The sequence below is a fragment of the Sphingobium sp. EM0848 genome, from assembly GCF_013375555.1.
Lineage (GTDB): Bacteria > Pseudomonadota > Alphaproteobacteria > Sphingomonadales > Sphingomonadaceae > Sphingobium.
In genome coordinates this window covers 1,825,915-1,843,666 of record NZ_JABXWB010000001.1, presented here as the reverse complement: position 1 = coordinate 1,843,666, position 17,752 = coordinate 1,825,915, and the positions used below count along the sequence as shown (strand labels likewise).

19 protein-coding genes and 1 pseudogene are annotated in these 17,752 nt (G+C 64.5%); 13 read left to right on the top strand and 7 right to left on the bottom strand.

Annotated elements, in window-relative coordinates:
• Nucleotides 1-134 precede the first annotated feature (134 nt).
• Entirely contained in the window at nucleotides 135-1,010 is an 876-nt protein-coding gene (locus HUK73_RS08795; protein WP_176591566.1) for a neutral zinc metallopeptidase, read from the top strand.
• Between the two features lie 3 nt (nucleotides 1,011-1,013).
• Here HUK73_RS08795 and HUK73_RS08790 read toward each other — a convergent pair whose 3' ends face one another.
• Both HUK73_RS08790 and HUK73_RS08785 read right to left on the bottom strand, forming a co-directional pair.
• The gene (locus tag HUK73_RS08790; protein WP_176591565.1) at nucleotides 1,014-1,349 is read right to left on the bottom strand and encodes a hypothetical protein; all 336 of its coding nucleotides are present in this window, start codon (nucleotides 1,347-1,349) and stop codon (nucleotides 1,014-1,016) included.
• An 81-nt stretch (nucleotides 1,350-1,430) separates the two neighbouring features.
• Complete coding sequence (locus HUK73_RS08785; RefSeq protein ID WP_176591564.1) at nucleotides 1,431-1,622, bottom strand: hypothetical protein; 192 nt, start codon at nucleotides 1,620-1,622, stop codon at nucleotides 1,431-1,433.
• A 71-nt stretch (nucleotides 1,623-1,693) separates the two neighbouring features.
• On the opposite strand from HUK73_RS08785, the gene HUK73_RS08780 reads away from it, so the two are divergent.
• The 7 genes from HUK73_RS08780 (at nucleotide 1,694) to HUK73_RS08750 (ending at nucleotide 8,396) form a co-directional block, all read left to right on the top strand.
• Nucleotides 1,694-4,393 (top strand): bifunctional [glutamine synthetase] adenylyltransferase/[glutamine synthetase]-adenylyl-L-tyrosine phosphorylase, encoded by a 2,700-nt coding sequence (locus HUK73_RS08780; RefSeq protein ID WP_176591563.1) that lies wholly within the window; start codon nucleotides 1,694-1,696, stop codon nucleotides 4,391-4,393.
• Nucleotides 4,394-4,395: 2 nt separating this feature from the next.
• Nucleotides 4,396-4,857, top strand: coding sequence for a thioredoxin-dependent thiol peroxidase (bcp, locus tag HUK73_RS08775; protein WP_176592883.1), 462 nt, complete (start codon nucleotides 4,396-4,398; stop codon nucleotides 4,855-4,857).
• The gene (locus tag HUK73_RS08770) at nucleotides 4,854-5,663 is read left to right on the top strand and encodes a ferritin-like domain-containing protein (RefSeq protein WP_176591562.1); all 810 of its coding nucleotides are present in this window, start codon (nucleotides 4,854-4,856) and stop codon (nucleotides 5,661-5,663) included. Before bcp ends, HUK73_RS08770 begins: the two co-directional genes overlap by 4 nt.
• Nucleotides 5,664-5,770: 107 nt before the next feature.
• Entirely contained in the window at nucleotides 5,771-6,496 is a 726-nt protein-coding gene (locus HUK73_RS08765; protein WP_176591561.1) for a M23 family metallopeptidase, read from the top strand.
• A gap of 80 nt (nucleotides 6,497-6,576) precedes the next feature.
• A complete protein-coding gene (gene erpA, locus HUK73_RS08760) occupies nucleotides 6,577-6,903 on the top strand; it encodes an iron-sulfur cluster insertion protein ErpA (protein ID WP_176591560.1) in 327 nt (108 codons plus the stop codon).
• Nucleotides 6,904-7,036: 133 nt separating this feature from the next.
• On the top strand, nucleotides 7,037-7,810 hold the full coding sequence (gene xth, locus HUK73_RS08755) for an exodeoxyribonuclease III (protein ID WP_176591559.1): 774 nt from the start codon (nucleotides 7,037-7,039) through the stop codon (nucleotides 7,808-7,810).
• A gap of 67 nt (nucleotides 7,811-7,877) precedes the next feature.
• Nucleotides 7,878-8,396, top strand: coding sequence for a DUF2239 family protein (locus tag HUK73_RS08750; protein WP_176591558.1), 519 nt, complete (start codon nucleotides 7,878-7,880; stop codon nucleotides 8,394-8,396).
• 31 nt (nucleotides 8,397-8,427) lie between these two features.
• Here HUK73_RS08750 and HUK73_RS08745 read toward each other — a convergent pair.
• Nucleotides 8,428-8,754: pseudogene (locus HUK73_RS08745) on the bottom strand (metallophosphoesterase); the annotation flags it as partial.
• A gap of 67 nt (nucleotides 8,755-8,821) precedes the next feature.
• Here HUK73_RS08745 and HUK73_RS08740 point away from each other — a divergent pair.
• The gene (locus tag HUK73_RS08740; protein ID WP_176591557.1) at nucleotides 8,822-9,709 is read left to right on the top strand and encodes a diacylglycerol kinase family protein; all 888 of its coding nucleotides are present in this window, start codon (nucleotides 8,822-8,824) and stop codon (nucleotides 9,707-9,709) included.
• A 28-nt stretch (nucleotides 9,710-9,737) separates the two neighbouring features.
• Here the strand turns inward: HUK73_RS08740 and HUK73_RS08735 are convergent, their stop codons facing one another.
• On the bottom strand, nucleotides 9,738-10,895 hold the full coding sequence (locus HUK73_RS08735) for an N-acetyltransferase (protein ID WP_176591556.1): 1,158 nt from the start codon (nucleotides 10,893-10,895) through the stop codon (nucleotides 9,738-9,740).
• Nucleotides 10,896-11,043: 148 nt separating this feature from the next.
• On the opposite strand from HUK73_RS08735, the gene HUK73_RS08730 reads away from it, so the two are divergent.
• On the top strand, nucleotides 11,044-12,108 hold the full coding sequence (locus HUK73_RS08730) for a fatty acid desaturase (RefSeq protein WP_176591555.1): 1,065 nt from the start codon (nucleotides 11,044-11,046) through the stop codon (nucleotides 12,106-12,108).
• A gap of 31 nt (nucleotides 12,109-12,139) precedes the next feature.
• Here the strand turns inward: HUK73_RS08730 and lptG are convergent, their stop codons facing one another.
• Both lptG and lptF read right to left on the bottom strand, forming a co-directional pair.
• Entirely contained in the window at nucleotides 12,140-13,243 is a 1,104-nt protein-coding gene (gene lptG, locus HUK73_RS08725; protein WP_176591554.1) for an LPS export ABC transporter permease LptG, read from the bottom strand.
• 3 nt (nucleotides 13,244-13,246) lie between these two features.
• Entirely contained in the window at nucleotides 13,247-14,458 is a 1,212-nt protein-coding gene (gene lptF, locus HUK73_RS08720; RefSeq protein ID WP_176591553.1) for an LPS export ABC transporter permease LptF, read from the bottom strand.
• A gap of 131 nt (nucleotides 14,459-14,589) precedes the next feature.
• On the opposite strand from lptF, the gene HUK73_RS08715 reads away from it, so the two are divergent.
• Nucleotides 14,590-15,084 carry a DUF2141 domain-containing protein gene (locus tag HUK73_RS08715; RefSeq protein ID WP_176591552.1) on the top strand — a complete coding sequence of 165 codons (495 nt, stop codon included), beginning with the start codon at nucleotides 14,590-14,592 and terminating at the stop codon, nucleotides 15,082-15,084.
• Nucleotides 15,085-15,090: 6 nt separating this feature from the next.
• Entirely contained in the window at nucleotides 15,091-16,059 is a 969-nt protein-coding gene (locus HUK73_RS08710; RefSeq protein ID WP_176591551.1) for a diacylglycerol kinase family protein, read from the top strand.
• A 19-nt stretch (nucleotides 16,060-16,078) separates the two neighbouring features.
• Here HUK73_RS08710 and HUK73_RS08705 read toward each other — a convergent pair whose 3' ends face one another.
• On the bottom strand, nucleotides 16,079-16,939 hold the full coding sequence (locus tag HUK73_RS08705) for a class I SAM-dependent methyltransferase (RefSeq protein ID WP_176591550.1): 861 nt from the start codon (nucleotides 16,937-16,939) through the stop codon (nucleotides 16,079-16,081).
• A gap of 41 nt (nucleotides 16,940-16,980) precedes the next feature.
• Between HUK73_RS08705 and HUK73_RS08700 the strand changes: the two genes are divergently transcribed.
• On the top strand, nucleotides 16,981-17,721 hold the full coding sequence (locus HUK73_RS08700; RefSeq protein WP_176591549.1) for a ComF family protein: 741 nt from the start codon (nucleotides 16,981-16,983) through the stop codon (nucleotides 17,719-17,721).
• The last annotated feature ends 31 nt before the right edge of the window (nucleotides 17,722-17,752 follow it).

The window sequence follows — 17,752 nt, the reverse complement described above, 5'->3', positions numbered from 1 at the left end:
GCGGCATTCCAACTGCCATCGTTCCTTTTGCCTGTCGCGTTACAATCTGTTCACGGGTGCAACCGGCGGCGCATGCCAGCCGTTCCCCCCGGCGGTCGAATGGATTAGGCAAGGCGTGGAAAGAGAGGGACAAGATGCGGCTGGACGACGAACAGGAAAGCACGAATTTTGAGGTTCAGGACGGCCGCGGCGGCGGGTTTGGCGGCGGCATGGGCGGCGGTCTTGGATTGTTGCTGCCCCTGATCGGCAGCCGCTTTGGCTGTGGCGGGATCGTCGTGGTGCTGATCGTGCTGGCGGTGATGGGCGTCAATCCGCTGAGCCTGATGAGCGGCGGCGGCGGCCAGATGCCGCAAAGCGGGGAAGTGAGTCGCGATGCGTCCAAGCTGAGCGCCATCCAGCATTGGTCGCTGAAGGTGCTGGGATCGACCGAGCGGGTATGGGGCCAGGTCTTCCAGCAATCCGGCCAGCAATATCAGCCGACGATCCTGTCCTTCTATTCGCAGAGCGGCACGTCGGGTTGCGGCGCGGCGCAGAGCGCCATGGGTCCCTTTTACTGCCCCAATGACAAGAAGGTCTATCTCGACACCGATTTCTTCACCGAACTGACCCAGCGTTTCGGCGCGCCGGGCGATTTCGCGCAGGCCTATGTGATCGCGCATGAGGTCGGCCATCATGTGCAGGATCTGGAAGGCACGCTGGGTCAAGTGAACAGGCAGCAGCGCACGGAGAGCGAAGAGCAGGGCAATGCGCTGCAGGTGCGGGTGGAATTGCAGGCGGACTGTTATGCGGGGGTCTGGGCCAAGCGCACCGGGCTGATGGAGCCGGACGATCTGGAAGAAGGGATGAAGGCGGCGCAGGCGATCGGCGACGATACGCTGCAAAAGGCGGCCGGACGGCGGCCGGTGCCGGAGAGCTTCACCCATGGCACCAGTGAGCAGCGCATGACATGGTTGCGCAAGGGGCTGGACAGTGGCGATCCGGCCCAATGCGATACGTTCAAGGGGGTGTAGCCCTTATTGCAGGACTTTGTCGGACTGCGGCGGACGCGCTTCGTCCGGGGTGAAGGGCTGCGACACGGTTATGGGCGGCAAGCCGGCGCCGGGCGCCAGAACGGGCTTGCCGGCATCCGGCACGGGCTGGCCGAAGGACGCTGCGTCGCCGGGCGGAACGCCGATGGGCGCGTTGACCGGGGCGCTGACCGCAGGAGTGTTGGCAACCGTGACGGGCGGAACCGGCGCAACGGCGGAAGGGGCCGTCGGCTGGTTCGTCCGCGGCACGAAGCTTTGCACCGTCAATACGATGATCGGCGCGGCGATCAGGGTTACGGCAGCAAAAGCCTTGTAGATCATGGTGATGCATCCCGTGAAAGTCGCATCATCCTAGAACGGGTTGGTAAATAAATTGCTGTCTGCCCGCTGTGGCCGGTTCCGTCAGTGCCGGTCCAGCTTCGCCAGCAGGTCCAGCATGTCGTCGGGCAGGCTGTCCCGCCCGGTACGGAAGGTGGAACGCAGCGCGTTGCCAATGCCTTCATAGGGCTGCGGAACGCCGACCGTCAGCACGCGGCGAATCGCGCCACCCTGTATCTTCGTCGACGGGCTGAGGGGCTTGCGTTGCATTTCCATGTCCAAATAACTGTTCAGGCGCGTAAAAGTTTCTGGCATTCGTCGCAAACGCACGCGATATCGGCTCCATTATGGGACAGGTACGGGTGACGGACGCTAGGGCGGCTGCGGCAAGGATGCGGGCATATTCGCCATTTCTGGCGAGGCAGATGGATCGTTTCCCGGACATCGCCGGACTTCTGGAAAGCGGAGATTTCGAGGGAGCATGGGCCGCCGCGCAACAGGTGGCGGCGCCTGATGACGGCATTGCCCGTTCCTTGCGGCGCAGGCGCGGCGCGGTGGCGCTGGTGACGGCGGCGGCGGATCTGGCGGGGGCATGGGATGTCGACCGGGTCACGCGCACCCTGTCCGATTTTGCCGATCAGGCGCTGGAAGAGGCGCTGGCCGCCGCCATGGCGGAGCGCTATCCCGATGCGGAAAACCGGGGGTTCGTCGTGTTGGCGCTCGGCAAACATGGTAGCCGGGAACTGAACTACTCCTCCGATATCGACCCGATTCTGCTCTACGATCCCAGGACCCTGCCTCATGGCGAGCGGGAGGACCCCGCCGATGCGGCGGTCAGGATCGGGCGGCGGGTCAGCGAATTGCTCAACGCCCGCGACGGCGACGGCTATGTCTTCCGCGTCGACCTGCGCCTGCGCCCCTCGCCCGAGGCGACGCCGATCGCGCTGCCGGTGGAGGCGGCGATCGGCTATTATGAATCGACCGCGCTCGGCTGGGAGCAGGCGGCGTTCATCCGGGCGCGTCCGGCGGCGGGCGATCTGGCGCTGGGTGATTATTTCATGCAGGCGATCCGGCCCTTCGTCTGGCGGCGCAGTCTGGATTTCGGCGCCATCGACGCGATCACCGACATGTCACGGCGTATCCGCGACCATTATTCGCAGGGGCAGGCCTTCGGGCCGGGATATGACCTGAAGCGCGGGCGCGGCGGCATAAGAGAGGTCGAATTTTTCGCGCAGGTCCACCAGCTCATCCATGGCGGGCGCGATCCGTCGCTGCGTTCGGGCAACACGCGGGAGGCCCTGCGCGCGCTGGCGGCGGCGGGCGTGTTCGAACCGGAGGTCGCGGCAAAGCTGGACGATGCCTATGTCCTCTTCCGCACCATCGAACATCGGCTGCAGATGGTGGAGGACCGCCAGACCCATGAATTGCCCAAGACGGCGGAGGCGATGGACAATGTCGCCCGGCTGCACGGGCTGAAGGGCGGCGCGGCGCTGCTCGACCTGCTGCGCCCGCAAGTGCAGTGGGTGGGCAGCAATTACGACCGGCTGACCCCGGCGGCGGAGCAGGAATCGCTGTCGCATGATGAGGACCGGCTGAAGGAGCAACTGGCGGGGCTGGGCTTTGCCGAGCCGGAAACGCCGGTTGCGCGGATCACGCGCTGGCGCTCCGGCACGATCCGCGCGCTCCGCAGCGGGGCCTCGCGTGAGGCGCTGGAGGAATTACTGCCGGGGCTGATGCGCACGCTGGCCGCCGCGCCCGATCCGACGCGGGCGCTCAACCGGCTGGACGACCTGATCGGGCGGCTGCCGAGCGCGATCAACTTCTTCAAGCTGCTGGCGGCGCGGCCGGGGCTGGCGGAACTGCTGGCGGAAGTGCTCAGCCATGCGCCGACTCTGGCGGACGCGTTGGGGCGGCGGGCGGAATTGCTCGACGGCCTGATCGACACCTCCGCCTTCGATCCGCCGCCCGCCGTCGAGGCGCTGGCGGACCAGTTCGCCCGGCTGGAGGAGGGCGAGGATTATCAGGCCCTGCTCGACCGGGTGCGGCAACGGGTGAATGATCGCCGCTTTGCACTGGGCGCGCAGATCATCCGGGGCGGCGATCCATTGGAGGCGGGACGGGGCTATTCGCGCGTGGCGGAGGCCGCCATCGAGGCGCTGAGCGCCGCCACCGTGGCCGAGTTCGAACGTGCCCATGGCAAGGTGCCCGGCGGCGAGATGGTGATACTGGCGCTGGGCAGGCTGGGCGGCGGGGTGCTGACCCATGCTTCCGACCTTGATCTCGTCTATCTGTTCACCGGCAGTTTCGAGACGGAATCCGATGGTCCCAAGCCATTGGGCGCGACGCAATATTTCAATCGTCTTGGCCAGCGGATCACCAATGCGCTGTCCGTGTCGACGGCGGCGGGACCGCTTTACGAGGTCGATACCCGGTTGCGGCCCTCGGGCGCGCAGGGCTTGCTGGCGGTCAGCCTTGACAGCTTCGCGCGCTATCAGCGGGAGGAGGCGTGGACCTGGGAGCATCTGGCACTGACCCGCGCCCGGCCGGTGTTCGGGTCGGATGCGGCGCGGGCGGCGCTGAACGCGATCCTGACCGAAACGCTGGAACGGCCGCGCGATTTCGATGAACTGGCCCGTCATGCCGTGAAGATGCGTGGCGACATCGCCAGACATAAGGCGCCTGCGGGCGACCTTGACGTGAAGATGGTGCCGGGCGGGCTGGTCGATCTGGAATTCCTGATCCACGTCACCCAGTTCCGCCATAACATGGCCTTCGATCCCGATTTGCGCGCGGCGCTGGAGCAGCTTGTGGCGGCGGGGCATCTGTCGGCTGAACTGATCGCGGCGCATGACCTTATCACGCGTTTCCTCATCGTTTCCCGCCTCGTTTCGCCCAAGTCGACCGAGCCTCCGCAGGCGACGCGGCCTCTGGTCGCGAGGGCCTGCGGGGTCGAAAGCTGGGACGCGCTGCTTGAAAGCTACCGCCAGGCCCGGCAAAGGGTGCGCGAAGCCTGGGATGCGCTGGCTGCATCTTTTACGGAGGAATGACGATGCTGGATGTGGGCGATGTCGTGCCCGATGTGGGGCTGAAGGATGCGGATGGCGTGGATTTCACGCTGGAGCGCTATCGGGGCAAGCCGCTGGTCGTCTATTTCTATCCCAAGGCGGACACGCCCGGCTGCACCAATGAGGCGAAGGATTTCACGGCCCTGTCCGCCGATTTCGCGGCGCTGGGCATTCCGGTGGTCGGCATTTCGAAGGACAAGCCCGCCAAGCTCAGGAAATTCGCCGATAAATATGGCCTGACCGTCACGCTGGCGTCGGACGAGCCCGGCGATATGTGCGAGGCCTTCGGCACCTGGGTCGAAAAGTCGCTTTACGGCCGCAAATATATGGGGATCGAGCGGGCGACCTTCCTGATCGGCGCGGACGGCAGGATATTGCGCGTCTGGCCCAAGGTGAAGGTCAAGGGCCACGCCGCCGAGGTGCTGGAGGCCGGACAAGCGCTTTGAGCCTGCCTGTTTCGACAAATGGCGTGGGCGTGGCCTGCGCCCATGTGTTGCTGACGCCCGATCCCGTCGCCAAGCTGATGGCGGCGCGGGCGGTGGCGCGGAATTGGCGGCTGGGGCGATTGGCGCATCGTTTCGACGTGGCGATGCCGGATCGGCCCGCCCGGCCCGACAAGCCGGAGCTTCTGCCGCCCAACCAGATGCCCAAGCGCGGCAAAATCGGCTCCGACCGGGCGCGGATCGCGATGCTGCATGCGCTTGCCCATATCGAATTCGTCGCGATCGACCTTGCCTTCGATCTGATCGGGCGCTTCGGAGGAGAGTTTCCGCCGGAATTTACCGATGAATGGATGCGCGTCGGCGCCGACGAGGCGATGCATTTCGCGGTGCTCGACCGGAGGTTGCGGCAATTGGGCAGCCATTATGGCGCGCTGCCCGCGCATGACGGGTTGTGGGAGGCGGCGCGGGAGACGGCGCATGACGCGCTGGCCCGCCTTGCCATTGTGCCGATGGTGCTGGAGGCGCGGGCGCTCGACATCACGCCCGCCACCGTGGCGCGGTTCGAGGGGGCGGCGGACGAAGCCTCCGCGCGTATCTTGCGCAGGATTATGACGGATGAGATTCGGCACGTCGCGGCCGGGACGACATGGTTCGGCCATGCGACGAAGCGATTGGGGCTGGACCCCGCAAATCATTACCAAATCCTTGTGAAACGCCACTTTCGTGGAGCGTTGAAGCCTCCATTCAACGACTCGGCGCGTCGACAAGCCGGTTTAACGCGGGAATTTTACACTCCGCTTGCACAATAGGCCGCGACATGGCCTTCTAAGGTCAGCGGGTGGCGGCATCAGCCGCATTTTGGTTAACGTGGGGATAGCCGAGAGGCATAAGCCTCCGGTCAATAGTCGGGGTCGGCATGTTGGTTCTTCAGTCTGAAAATGCGCGCGCGGCGCGATGGTTCCGTTCTGCTCTTAAAATTGCCGGTGCTGTCGGCATGGCAGGGGCACTTTGCGCTGCAATTCCTGCCCAGGCGAAGAGCGACGACGACGATCCCTATGGAGACGCCTCGGAAATCAACACCAGCGCGCTTGGCCCGGCCGATGTCGGCTTTTCCAACCTCTTCTCCAGCCTTCAGCGGCTCGACGGTCAGAGCAAGGCGAGCAACAACATTCCTTCGGGGCGTCCGGTAGCCAAGCTGTCGCTGACCTCCAATTTCGGCGTCCGCTCCGACCCCTTCAACGGCGGCGCCCGGATGCACAAGGGCATCGACATTCCCGGCCCGATGGGCACCCCGATCTACGCGACCGCCGACGGCATCGTCAGCCGCGCCGGCTGGGCCAGCGGTTATGGCAATCTCGTCCAGATCTCGCATGGCGGCGGCATGGAAACGCGCTACGGCCATATGTCGAAGCTGCTGGTTTCGCCCAACGCCTATGTCCATCGCGGCCAGCTGATCGGCCTGATGGGCTCGACCGGCCGCTCGACCGGCAGCCATCTGCATTATGAAGTGCGCGTTGACGGTCAGGCGATCAACCCGATCCCCTTCGTCGCCGGTCCCGACTATCTGGTGGCGATGAACACCAAGCCGCCGGTCGCCATGGGCGGCCCGACCAAGGCCCAGGAAAAGGCTGCGGACGAATAAGTTCCTCATTTTTCTGTCTTTCCAAAGGCCCGGCGATGCGAGAGCTTGCCGGGCCTTTTGCGTGACCCTATCTAGATGCCATGGCTGAGATCGATCTGACCCCTTCTGCCGCTGCCCGTGTCGCAGCCATTGCCGCCAAGCAGGGCAAGCCTGCCATATTGCGCCTTGCGGTTGAGGGTGGGGGCTGTTCGGGCTTCCAATATCGTTTCGGCCTCGCGGAAGCGGTGGAAGCCGATGACGTCGCGGTGGAACGGGACGGCGTCACGCTGGTGGTCGATGACGTCAGCCTTGATCTGGTGCGCGGATCGGCGGTCGATTTCGTGTCCGATCTGGGCGGCAAGGCGTTCAAGGTGACGAACCCCAACGCCACCGCCGGTTGCGGCTGCGGCACGAGTTTTTCGGTCTGATCGTCGCGGCGGGCCAGAACTGAGCTTGCCGAAGGGCGGCCCACCTCTTCCCGTTGTCGCGTCGTTTTCACGAAAAACCGGTTCCCACTTTTTCGCACGATGCTCTAGGGATGCGCGCAAGGAGATTTCGTCCATGCGCATCGCCACTTTCAACATCAACGGGATCAAGGCGCGACTGCCGCGTCTGCTGGAGTGGCTGGACGAGACCCGGCCGGACATTGCCTGCCTTCAGGAAATCAAGACGTCCGACGACACCTTTCCCCTGAAGGATATTGAAAGCGTCGGCTATGGCGCGATCTGGCATGGGCAGAAGGGGTTCAACGGTGTCGCCATATTGGCGCGCGGAGAGACGCCGGCGGAGGTTCGCCGTGGCCTTGAGGGCGAGCCGGAAGACGAACATAGCCGCTATCTCGAAGCCGATGTGAAGGGCGTGCGCGTCGCCAGCATCTATCTGCCCAACGGCAATCCGCAGCCGGGACCGAAATTCGACTATAAGCTGCGCTGGATGAAGCGGCTGAGGGACCGTGCCGCCGAAATCTGGGCTGAGGAAGTGCCCGCCATCCTGGCCGGCGACTATAATGTCATTCCGCGCGACAAGGATGTCTATTCAGTGAAGGCCATGGCCGACGACGCGCTGATGCAGCCGGAAAGCCGTGCGGCCTATCGGCGTCTGCTGGGCGATGGCTGGACCGACGCCATCCTCTCGCGCCATCCGGCGGGAGGGGTGTGGACCTATTGGGATTATCAGATGAACGCCTGGCCGCGCGATGCGGGCTTTCGGATCGATCATCTGCTGCTGAGCCCTGCTGCGGCGGACCGGCTGATCGATGCGCAGGTGGACAGGGATTTTCGCGGGCGGGAGAAGGCCAGCGACCATGCGCCGACCTGGGTGGAACTGACTGAATAATTTTACCCGGACAATATTGACTCAATAATATCCGGGTAATAATGATCATGCCGAAGGAGATTTCGGCATGACCCGGACTTTGACGGCTTTTGCGGGCGACCTCTGGATCGCGACGGGCGATGAGGAAGAGGTGCGCGCCGCCCTCCATGCCATGGGGGAAGAGGCGCAGAACCTGCTGCTGTTCGATGACGGTAGCGGGCGGCAGGTGGACATCGATTTGCGCGGCCCTGCGCCGGAGCCGAGCCGTGGACGCGGGCGGCCGAAACTGGGCGTGCAGGCGCGGGAAGTGACCCTGCTGCCCCGGCATTGGGACTGGTTGGCATCGCAGCCCGGCGGGGCTTCGGTGACGCTGCGGCGGCTGGTGGAGGCGGCGCGCAAGGCTGCCCAGGACAAGCCATCGCCCCGTGCGGCGATGGACGCGGCCTATCATTTCCTGACCGTGATGGCGGGGGATCGGCCGGGTTATGAAGAGGCCATGCGGGCGCTCTATGCCAAAGACAAAGCGGGTTTCGGGCAAGCATCGGCGGATTGGCCGAGCGCCGTTCGCGACCATGGAGCGGCGCTGGCAGAGGCGGCGTTCGATTAGGCGCGGAGCCTGAACAGGTTCAGGCCCGCGCCTCCTGCGCCGCCTCCGCATAGGTGCGATGGAAATGCCCGGCGAGCGCGATGTGAATGCCCGCTTGCGCTGCCGCCCGCACCGCGTCCTCATGCCGCCCGGCCGCTTCGCTATATTCATTGCCCCAGCCGATCGGCATGGCGAAGAGCGGGTGGTTGAGCCAGGCGGCGGCCTGTCGGAACAGGTTGCGCATGGCCCGCTGGGTGAAATCGCCGCTGATGATGACCAGATCGGGCCGGTGCTGTTGCAGCCAGACTTCGGCGGTGGCGACGATTCTGGGGTCATGCGCGCCGAAATGAATGTCGGACAGATGGGCGATGCGGGCCATCGCTCATGAACGAGTGCCGGCATGAATTGGTTTCGGACCTCACTGCCGGCTCACGAGTATTTAAGGCATGGAAACAAAATCCCTGCCGCGGGAGGCGGTGTTGATCGTCAATGTGCATTCCCGCCGGGGAGAGGCTCTTTTCAACGATGCGAAAGCCCTGCTGGAGCGTGCGGGCATGCGCCTGATCGCGGCGCATGCAGTCAAGGAACCGGACCGATTGCAGGGCATGGTGCGGCAAGCGGTCGGGCAAGGTGCGCCTATGGTGATCGTGGGCGGCGGCGACGGGTCGTTGTCCGGCACGGTGGATGAACTGGTGGGCAAGGATTGCGTGTTCGGCGTGCTGCCGCTGGGGACCGCGAACAGTTTTGCGCGGACGCTTGGCATTCCGCTCGATCTGGAGGGGGCGGTGGCGGTCATTGCCGGTGGCCAGCGGCGGCGGATCGACCTCGGCATGATCGGGCATGATTATTTCGTGAATGCGGCGTCGCTGGGATTGTCGCCGATGATCGGGGACACGGTGCCGCACAGGCTCAAGCGCTATCTCGGGCGGGTCGGCTATCTGTTCTGGGCGGTGAAATGTTCGGTCGGCTTCCGCGCCTTTCGGCTGGTGCTGGACGATGGCAGCGGCGAACGGCGCATGTGGTCGACAGAGGTGCGCATCCTGAACGGTCCCTATCATGGCGGGGTGGAACTGTCCGATCAAGCCGATGTGGATACGGGGGAGATCGTGATTCAGGCGGTGGTCGGGCGCAGCCATGCGCGGCTTGCCTGGGACTGGTATGCGAAATTCTTCAAGCTGCGCGACAAGGACGCGCATACGGAGGAATTTCGCGGAAAATCCTTCCGCGTGGAAACAGTGCCGCCGCAGCGCATCTCCATTGATGGGGAGGTGCTGGCGAAAACGCCCGCCACGGTGAAGATCGCGGCGGGCGCTGTGGATGTGGCGGTGCCCTAATCCGGCCCCTCCGACTTACGGCGGAAGGTCAGAGATCCTTCTCGTACACCTGATAAACCTTGTTCACCTTGCTTTCGATGGCGTTGGCGATGGCGTTCATGCCTTGATTGTCGTCCAGCACCCAGCCGATCTCACCACGCGTCGCGCCATAGTTCGCCGTCGAGTTGCGGCGGATATATTCGATCATCATGAAGGCAAGCTGGCTCGCCATGCGGGATGATTGCAGCCGCTGCACCACGCCCATCAGCGGCACGCGCATGGTCCGCACTTGGGGCTTGCGCAGCCACCAGAGCAGCTTCGCCCAGCCGAAGGGGAATAGGGAGCCGTTGAGCGGCGCAATCGCCTCGTTCAGGTCAGGCAGCGTCATCATGAACGCAACGGGTTCGCCCTCCAGCTCCGCGATCATGATGAGGTCGTTGAAGACGATCGGCTTCAGCTGCTTGCCGAAATGGGCGACTTCCTCATCGGTGATCGGCACGAAGCCCCAATTATTGCCCCAGGCGTCGTTTAAGATACCCAGGATGATCGCCGCCTCGCTGTCGAACTTCGACTTGTCGACATTGCGGATGCGGATGCGTTCATTCTTCTCGCCCGACTGGACGATGCGCTGGATCAGCGGCGGAAATTGCTGGGTGATATCCAGCTCATAGGTCTTGAGCTGCTTGATCGGCTTGTAGCCTGCACCCTCGACCATGGCTTGATAGGCGGGCCTGGCATGGCCCATCATCACCGTCGGCGGATGGTCGAACCCCTCGATCAGCAGGCCCGGCTCCTCCCAGATGGACAGCGAAATCGGGCCGAGCGAGCGGGTCATGCCCTTGGCCCGCAGCCAGCCTTCCGCCGCCGCGATCAGCGCCGCGCCCACTTCGGCATCTTCCGCCTCGAACAGGCCGAAATTGCCGGTGCCGGGACCCATGCCCTGCTCGGCGGGTTGGCCCAGCGCCAGATGGTCGAGATGCGCGGACACGCGGCCGACGACCTTGCCGCCCCGGCGAGCGAGGAAATATTGCGCCTCAGCATGGCCGAAAAAGGGATTCTTGCCCGGCGTGATGAGGCTGTATACCTCATCCTTCAGCGGTGGCACCCAATTGGGGTCGTTGGCGTAGAGCCGCCAGGGCAGGTCGACAAAAGCCTTGCGATCGGCCTTGGACATGACGGGGGTGATCACCAGTTCGGTATTGGCCACGGGGGAGCTTTCGCTGGAGAGGTTTGGGCAGAGCAGTTCGGCGCTTGTCGGACGAATGTCAATCGGGACATGAGCGGATGGCCCAACAAGGCGAAATCGTCATGTTGCTGCCCCAATTGCAGCGCATTTACCCTTTAGGAACCACGGCATGACTGTGCACGATCCCCATATTGCAGCCGTTTCGCGGACGAAGAGCGCGATCCCCGACGATGCGGCGATGCTGCGCGCGGCGGCGGACCTGACACGTGAGCTGTCGACGGCCAAGGCATTCATCTACTGGCCCGACCTGCTGGTTTCGGCCTTTGTCGGTTATGCGGCGCTGGCCGGGGCGATCCTGACCGATGGCGTGCCGATGGTGGCGTTCGGACTGGTGGCGATGCTGGCGCTCTACCGCGCGGCGAGCTTCATCCATGAGCTGACGCATATCCGTAAAGGTGCGCTGCCGGGTTTCCGCTTCGGCTGGAACCTGATCGTCGGCATTCCGCTGATGATCCCCTCCTTCATGTATGAGGAGGTGCACACCCAGCATCATGCGCGCACCCGCTATGGCACCGCCAATGACCCGGAATATCTGCCGCTGGCATTGATGAAGCCCTGGTCGCTGCCGCTGTTCATCTTGGTGGCGGCGCTGGCGCCGGTCGGCCTCATCCTGCGCTTTGGTGTGCTGGCGCCGCTCAGCCTGCTCTTCCCGCCGCTGCGGCGGAAGGTGGTGGCGGAGTTTTCCGCGCTCTCGATCAACCCCGCCTATCGCCGCCGCGCGCCGGAAGGGGAGTTCGCGCGGGCATGGGCGTGGCAGGAGGCGGGGGCCTGCATTTTCGCGCTGGCGCTGGTCGGCAGTGTGTTCGCCTTCGGCTGGAAGCCGCTGCTGACCTATATGGCCGTGCATTCGGCCATGACCGTCATCAACCAGCTGCGCACGCTCGTCGCGCATCTCTGGGAGAATGAGGGTGATGCGATGACCGTCACCGCGCAATATCTCGATTCGGTCAATGTGCCGCCGCCGTCGCCCTTTGCCGAAATCTGGGCGCCGGTGGGGCTGCGCTATCACGCGTTGCATCACCTGCTGCCCAGCGTCCCCTATCATGCCTTGGGAGAGGCGCATAAGCGGTTGGTGACGACGCTGGCAGCGGATTCGCCCTATCATCGGGGCAATTATCCCGGCATGTGGCCGTTGGTCGGCAAGATCGCGCGCAGCACGATGGTTCGCCGTTAAAAGAAAAGGCCGGGAAACCCCGGCCTTTTTGTTATTCCTCGGTCCGGAACAGCACCGTCTCGCCCAGCAGCAGGAACAGCAGGAACGGCGCCCAGGCGGCGAGGAAAGGCGGATAGGCGCCCAGATTGCCCATGGCGAGCGAGAAATTGTCCGCCACGAAATAGGCAAAGCCCAGCGCCATCCCCATCACCGCGCGCACGAAAAGCTGGCCCGACCGCGCGAGGCCGAAGGCCGCGACCGAACCCAATATCGGCATCAGCAGGGCGGACAGCGGCCCTGACAGCTTGTGCCACAGGCTCCCTTCCAACTCCGCCGTCGGCCGCCCGGCATCGTGCAGGTCGCCGATCGCAGCCTGTAACTGGTCGAAGGTCAGGGCGTCGGGATCGATCTTGGCCAGGGTGAACTGGTTGGGACGGATATCATGTCCGAAGCGCACCGTGCCGATCTGTTGCTCGGTGCCCCGCGCCACGTCGAACTGCCGGGCGCCTTCCAGCACCCAGCTCTTGCTGGCGGCGTCATAATGGCCCTTGGGCGCCTGCACGATGGTGGTCAGCGTATTGTTGACGCGGTTGAAGATCTCGACCTTACGCAACTGGACCGCCGTGCCCCGTCCGGCGACGATGGCGGCCGTCACCAGATTATTGCCGTCGCGCACCCAAGGATTGGCCTTGACCCCGGTTTCAGGGGGCAGGGGGCCATATTCCACAGCCTGCCACGCCGAAAGCCGCGCGGTCGAACGCGCCACGATCCGTTCGTTGAAGGCGAAGCTGATGACCGCCACGCCCATCGCTGCCGCCAGCAGCGGCGCCAATATCTGATGCGCGGACAGCCCCGCCGCCTTCATCGAGATGATCTCGCTGTTCTGGTTGAGGCTGGCGAGCATGATGAGCGTGCCGAGCAACACCGAAAAGGGCAGGAATCGGGCAACGATCTGCGGTGCGCGCAATGCCACATAATGCCAGAGCTGCGCGTCGCCATTGCCGGCATAGGCAAGAATGTCGCCGGATTCGCCCAGCAGATCGAGCGTCTGGAGCACCGCGACCAGCATCGCCAGCACCGCGAAAGTGCGGGTCAGGAACAGCCGCGCCATGTACCAGCTGATCTGGCGTGACGGGAAGAAATTGAACTGATGCATGGGTCAGGCGGCTCCTTCCGCCACGGTTCGCCGTCGCCGGACCAGACCCAGCAAACGGGGAATCTGCTTGGCGATCTTGGCAAAGGCATATTCGAGCGCGGCGATCGGCTGGCCGCCGGGGCGGTGCGCGATCACATGATACATCCACAGGATCAGCCCCGCGAACAGCAGGAACGGTCCCCAAAGCGCGATGATCGGGTCGATCTTGCCCAGCGATCCGACGCCCTGCCCATATTCGTTGATCTTGTGATAGGTCACGATGAACACGATGGACAGGAATACCCCCAGCGCCGAAGTGGATCGCTTGGGCGGAATGGCGAAGGCGAGGGCCGCCAGCGGCAGCAGCAGCATCATCGCCACCTCCACCATGCGGAAATGGAAATTGGCGCGGATTTCGTTGCGCAGCTTGTCAGGCGTCGACGGATCATGGCCCATCACCACCAGTTCGGGAATGGTTTTCTCCCGATCCACGTCGCGTCCCCGGAATTTCTCGATCTGAGGCAGGTCGATCGGCAGGTCGTGGCTGGAAAAGGAGAGGATTCGCGGCGACTTATATTTCGGCGCGTCGTTGACCAGCACGCCGTTGCGCAGGCGGAAGATGATGGTGTCGGGATCGTCGGTAGCCAGGAATTCGCCCTGTGCCGCCGTCACCGCCACGGTTTGCCCGTCCTTGCCGAGAGCGCGGACGAAAATCCCCTGCAGGTTGCGCCCTTCGTCCAGGCTGCGCTCGATCCGCAGGGTCATCCGCTTGCCCAGCGTGGTGAACTCGCCCACCTTGATCGAGGCTCCCAGCGCGCCTGATCGCAGCTCAAACCGCAGCGCTTCATAAGCATGGCGGGATAGCGGCTGGACAAAGCCGACAATGCCGAAATTGAGCAGGGCGAGCGCGATCGCATACATATAGGGCACGCGCAGCAACCGGCCATAGGACAGGCCGACGGCGCGCATCACGTCCAGTTCGGACGACATGGCCAGCTTCCGAAAGGCCAGCAATATCCCCAGCATCAGGCCGATGGGAATGCCCAGCGACAGATATTCGGGCATCATATTGGCCAGCATCCGCCACACGACGCTGACCGGCCCGCCCTCCGCCGCGACGAAGTCGAACAGGCTGAGCATCTTGTCGAGCACAAGCAGCATGGCGGAGATCACCAGCGTCCCCAACATGGGCAAGGCGATCAGGCGGGCGAGATATCTGTCGGTGGCTGTCAGCATTTCTCTATGTGGTCGTCCCATCACCATGATTTGGCCGCAAACCCTGCCCATATCGGAAGACAGGTAAGTTGCGGGGCGAACAGGGGCTCGCCGTCCAGTGTCAACGGGCGGCTATAGCTTCACGGAGTAGGATGGTCATGTTCAAAGTTGCATTGGGCCTGATGTCGGTGGGGGCCTTGTTCGCCGCCGCCCCGGCTATCGCCCACGGCATGGAAATCGGGAATGATCTGGAACGCTGTTCGGCCGATTCCAAAGGGCCGGCGGTTCTGATCGATGTGCGCGGTTTCGCGGCTCCGACCGGCACGGTGCGCGTGCAAGCCTATCCCGCGACCAAGGCGGCCTGGCTGGCCAAGGGTGCATGGCTCAGCCGCATCGACGTGCCGGTGAAGGTCAGCAACGGAGAGATGCGGTTCTGCATGCCGGTGCCGCAGGCCGGCAAATATGGCATCGCCGTGCGTCATGACCGGGACGGCAATGGCAAGACCGATATTTCACGCGATGGCGGCGGCTTTTCCAACAATCCGTCGATCAGCATCTTCAACCTGGGCAAGCCGGGCGTCGAAAAGGCCGCCTTCTATGCCGGGCCGGGTGTGACGAAAATCACCATCAACCTCAAATATATGTGATCTGCCATGGTTCGCGTCGCGCTATTGTCCAATCCCAAGTCGACGGGCAACCGGCAGACGCTGCCGCGCGTGCGCAGCTATTGCGCCAACAACCCAGACATCTTCCATTATGAGGTGGAACAGGTCGAACAGATCGGCCGGGCGTTGCAGACCATCGCCCGTGTCGATCCGGTCGTCATCGTCATCAACGGTGGCGACGGCACGGTGCAGGCGGCGCTGACCGAACTGTATCAGGGCGAGCATTTTCAGGGTCGCGTGCCGCCCATCGCGGTGCTGCCCAATGGCAAGACCAACCTGATCGCGCTCGATCTCGGCATCCATGGCGACCCGATCAAGGCGCTGGAAAAGATCGTCCAGATCGCCAAGGCGGGCGTCGACGATCATGTCGTGGCGCGCGAACTGATCGCCCTGTCGGACGGCAGGGCGGAAACGCGGCCGGTGCTGGGCATGTTCCTGGGCGGTGCGGGGCTGGCCGATTACATGCTCTATTGCCGCAACCAGATCTATCCGCTGGGCCTGTCCAACGGCGTCAGTCATTTCCTGACGTTGATCGCGGTGATTCTGTCGCTCGTCTTTGGCATTCGTGCCCGATTTCTGCCGCAATCCAGCCATCCCGTGCGCATCTCCCTGATGCGAGACGGGCAATTGGCCGGGCGCTTCGCAGTGCTGATCGTGACGACGCTGGAACGGCTGCTGTTGGGTCTGGAAGCGGGCGGCAGCCAGCGCGGGCATATGAAGCTGATGGCGGTCGACCAGAATCTGCCCGCTTTGCTGCGCCTTCTCTGGGCCAGCATCACCCGACGCGTCGGCAAGGCGCAGATGCAGGGCATCCATCTGGAACAGGGCGATGTGATCCGTATCGAAGGCGATCACAGCAGCGTCATATTGGACGGTGAACTGTTCGAAGCATCGGAAGGCAAGCCGATCGTCCTGCGTTCGACCGAACCGGTCCCGTTCCTGCGGTTGGCGGCGTAACAATCCTGTTAGGAACGGGTCAGGGCTTGGGCTTGAGCGCCTCGGCCAGGGACATGGTCGCGCTGCCCCGGCGTGCGGGCCGAGCCTGACTCGGATCGGGTTTCCAACCGCTCAGAAAGACGATCGCCATCTGCTCGGCGGTCCGGCCATCGGCATCGGCCGCTGCCGCGAAATGCCGGGCGGCGCCCATCAGCGCCTCCCGCCGCAGCACCGGCGGACGGGATGTCAGCACATTGCCCGCCCCCATGCCGCGCAGGTCGTGCATCAGCCGCAGCACGTCGCCATAGCGCACGGTCAGCACGTCGCCATCCGCCACCGGCATGGTGAAGCCCGCCCGGCTCAGCAGGTCGCCCGCCGATCGCACATCGACCTGCGGATGGATATGCTGTCCCGGCCGGTCGCCTTCGCCCGCCATCAGGGCGGCGCGCAGGCGCGGAAGCGTACCCGCGCCGGTAAAGGCCGCCAGCATCAGCCCATCGGGCCGCAATATCCGCCGCATCAGGATCAGCGCGCCGGGCAGGTCGTTGACGCTGTCGAGCGTGCCGCAGGCGATCACCAGATCGAAGCTGTCGTCGGCAAAGGGCAGGGCATCCTCATCCACCTGCACACGCCCCAGCCCCCCGGCTTGCGCCCGCGCCGCCGCGAAGCCGGGATCGGCGGAGACGACCGTCTTGCCCATCGCTTCCAGCGCGACCCTGGCGCTGTCGTCGGGGCAGCCGATCACCAGCACTTCCTTCAACTCGCGCTGCACATCGCCCAGCCGGTCGAGCAGTTCGTCCAGCATTGCCCGGTAGAGAAAGTCATGTTCGGCAAAGCGCGCCACCATCCGGTCGCGCCGCTGGGCGCGCAATCGGCGGTCGAAGATGTCGGGGTTGGTCATGGCGGGCCTTGTGCATCGGCGAAGGAGTGGGAACAAGGGAGATGATGTCCCTTTCGCCGCTTCTCAAGACCATGCTGCGCCCGGCGCTCGATTATGCCCTGCCGCCCCGGTGCCCCGGTTGCGGGATGATCGTGGATGCGGACGATGCCTTCTGCCTCGGTTGCTGGAGCGGGATGCGGTTTCTGGGGGAGCCCTGCTGCGCGCGCTGCGGCGTGCCTTTCGACTATGATCGGGGCGAGGGCGCGCAATGTGGCTCCTGTCTTGCCGAGCCACCGCCTTTCGACAGTGCGCGGGCGGTGCTGGCCTATGGCGATGTCGCGCGGGCGGTCGCGCTGCGGCTCAAATATGGGCGGCGCATCGGTCTTGCCCGGTTGATCGCGCGGCAGATGGCGCGGCAGCTTCCCGAGATGGAGGATGCGGTGATCGTGCCGGTGCCGCTGCATCGCTGGCGCCTGTGGTGGCGGGGGTTCAATCAGGCGGCGTTGATCGCCCGGCATCTGGGGCGGATGACGGATCTGCCGGTCGACAACCATAGCTTGCTCCGCAGCCGGCGGACGGCGCCGTTGCGCGGCATGAACCCGAAAGCGCGGGCGAAGGCGGTGCGCGGCGCCTTTGCGCTGGCGCCGGGCCATGGCCTCAAGCGGAAGGCCGTGCTGCTGATCGACGATGTGCATACCAGCGGCGCGACGGCGGCGGCCTGCGCCCGGACGCTGAAACGCGGCGGCGCGGCGAGCGTTCATCTGCTCTGCTGGGCGCGGGTGCTGCCGGATGTGGATGATTGACAAAAGCCCGCCCAGTCACAATTTCGGCAGC

Coding starts and splice junctions, on each gene's coding strand:
- HUK73_RS08710 (WP_176591551.1), top strand. CDS start 15,091: ATGGTTCGCGTCGCGCTATTGTCCAATCCCAAGTCGACGGGCAACCGG.
- HUK73_RS08795 (WP_176591566.1), top strand. CDS start 135: ATGCGGCTGGACGACGAACAGGAAAGCACGAATTTTGAGGTTCAGGAC.
- HUK73_RS08740 (WP_176591557.1), top strand. CDS start 8,822: ATGGAAACAAAATCCCTGCCGCGGGAGGCGGTGTTGATCGTCAATGTG.
- xth (WP_176591559.1), top strand. CDS start 7,037: ATGCGCATCGCCACTTTCAACATCAACGGGATCAAGGCGCGACTGCCG.
- HUK73_RS08765 (WP_176591561.1), top strand. CDS start 5,771: ATGTTGGTTCTTCAGTCTGAAAATGCGCGCGCGGCGCGATGGTTCCGT.
- lptG (WP_176591554.1), bottom strand. CDS start 13,243: ATGCATCAGTTCAATTTCTTCCCGTCACGCCAGATCAGCTGGTACATG.
- HUK73_RS08790 (WP_176591565.1), bottom strand. CDS start 1,349: ATGATCTACAAGGCTTTTGCTGCCGTAACCCTGATCGCCGCGCCGATC.
- HUK73_RS08705 (WP_176591550.1), bottom strand. CDS start 16,939: ATGACCAACCCCGACATCTTCGACCGCCGATTGCGCGCCCAGCGGCGC.
- bcp (WP_176592883.1), top strand. CDS start 4,396: ATGCTGGATGTGGGCGATGTCGTGCCCGATGTGGGGCTGAAGGATGCG.
- HUK73_RS08730 (WP_176591555.1), top strand. CDS start 11,044: ATGACTGTGCACGATCCCCATATTGCAGCCGTTTCGCGGACGAAGAGC.
- HUK73_RS08780 (WP_176591563.1), top strand. CDS start 1,694: ATGGGACAGGTACGGGTGACGGACGCTAGGGCGGCTGCGGCAAGGATG.
- HUK73_RS08750 (WP_176591558.1), top strand. CDS start 7,878: ATGACCCGGACTTTGACGGCTTTTGCGGGCGACCTCTGGATCGCGACG.
- HUK73_RS08785 (WP_176591564.1), bottom strand. CDS start 1,622: ATGGAAATGCAACGCAAGCCCCTCAGCCCGTCGACGAAGATACAGGGT.
- HUK73_RS08700 (WP_176591549.1), top strand. CDS start 16,981: ATGATGTCCCTTTCGCCGCTTCTCAAGACCATGCTGCGCCCGGCGCTC.
- lptF (WP_176591553.1), bottom strand. CDS start 14,458: ATGCTGACAGCCACCGACAGATATCTCGCCCGCCTGATCGCCTTGCCC.
- erpA (WP_176591560.1), top strand. CDS start 6,577: ATGGCTGAGATCGATCTGACCCCTTCTGCCGCTGCCCGTGTCGCAGCC.
- HUK73_RS08715 (WP_176591552.1), top strand. CDS start 14,590: ATGGTCATGTTCAAAGTTGCATTGGGCCTGATGTCGGTGGGGGCCTTG.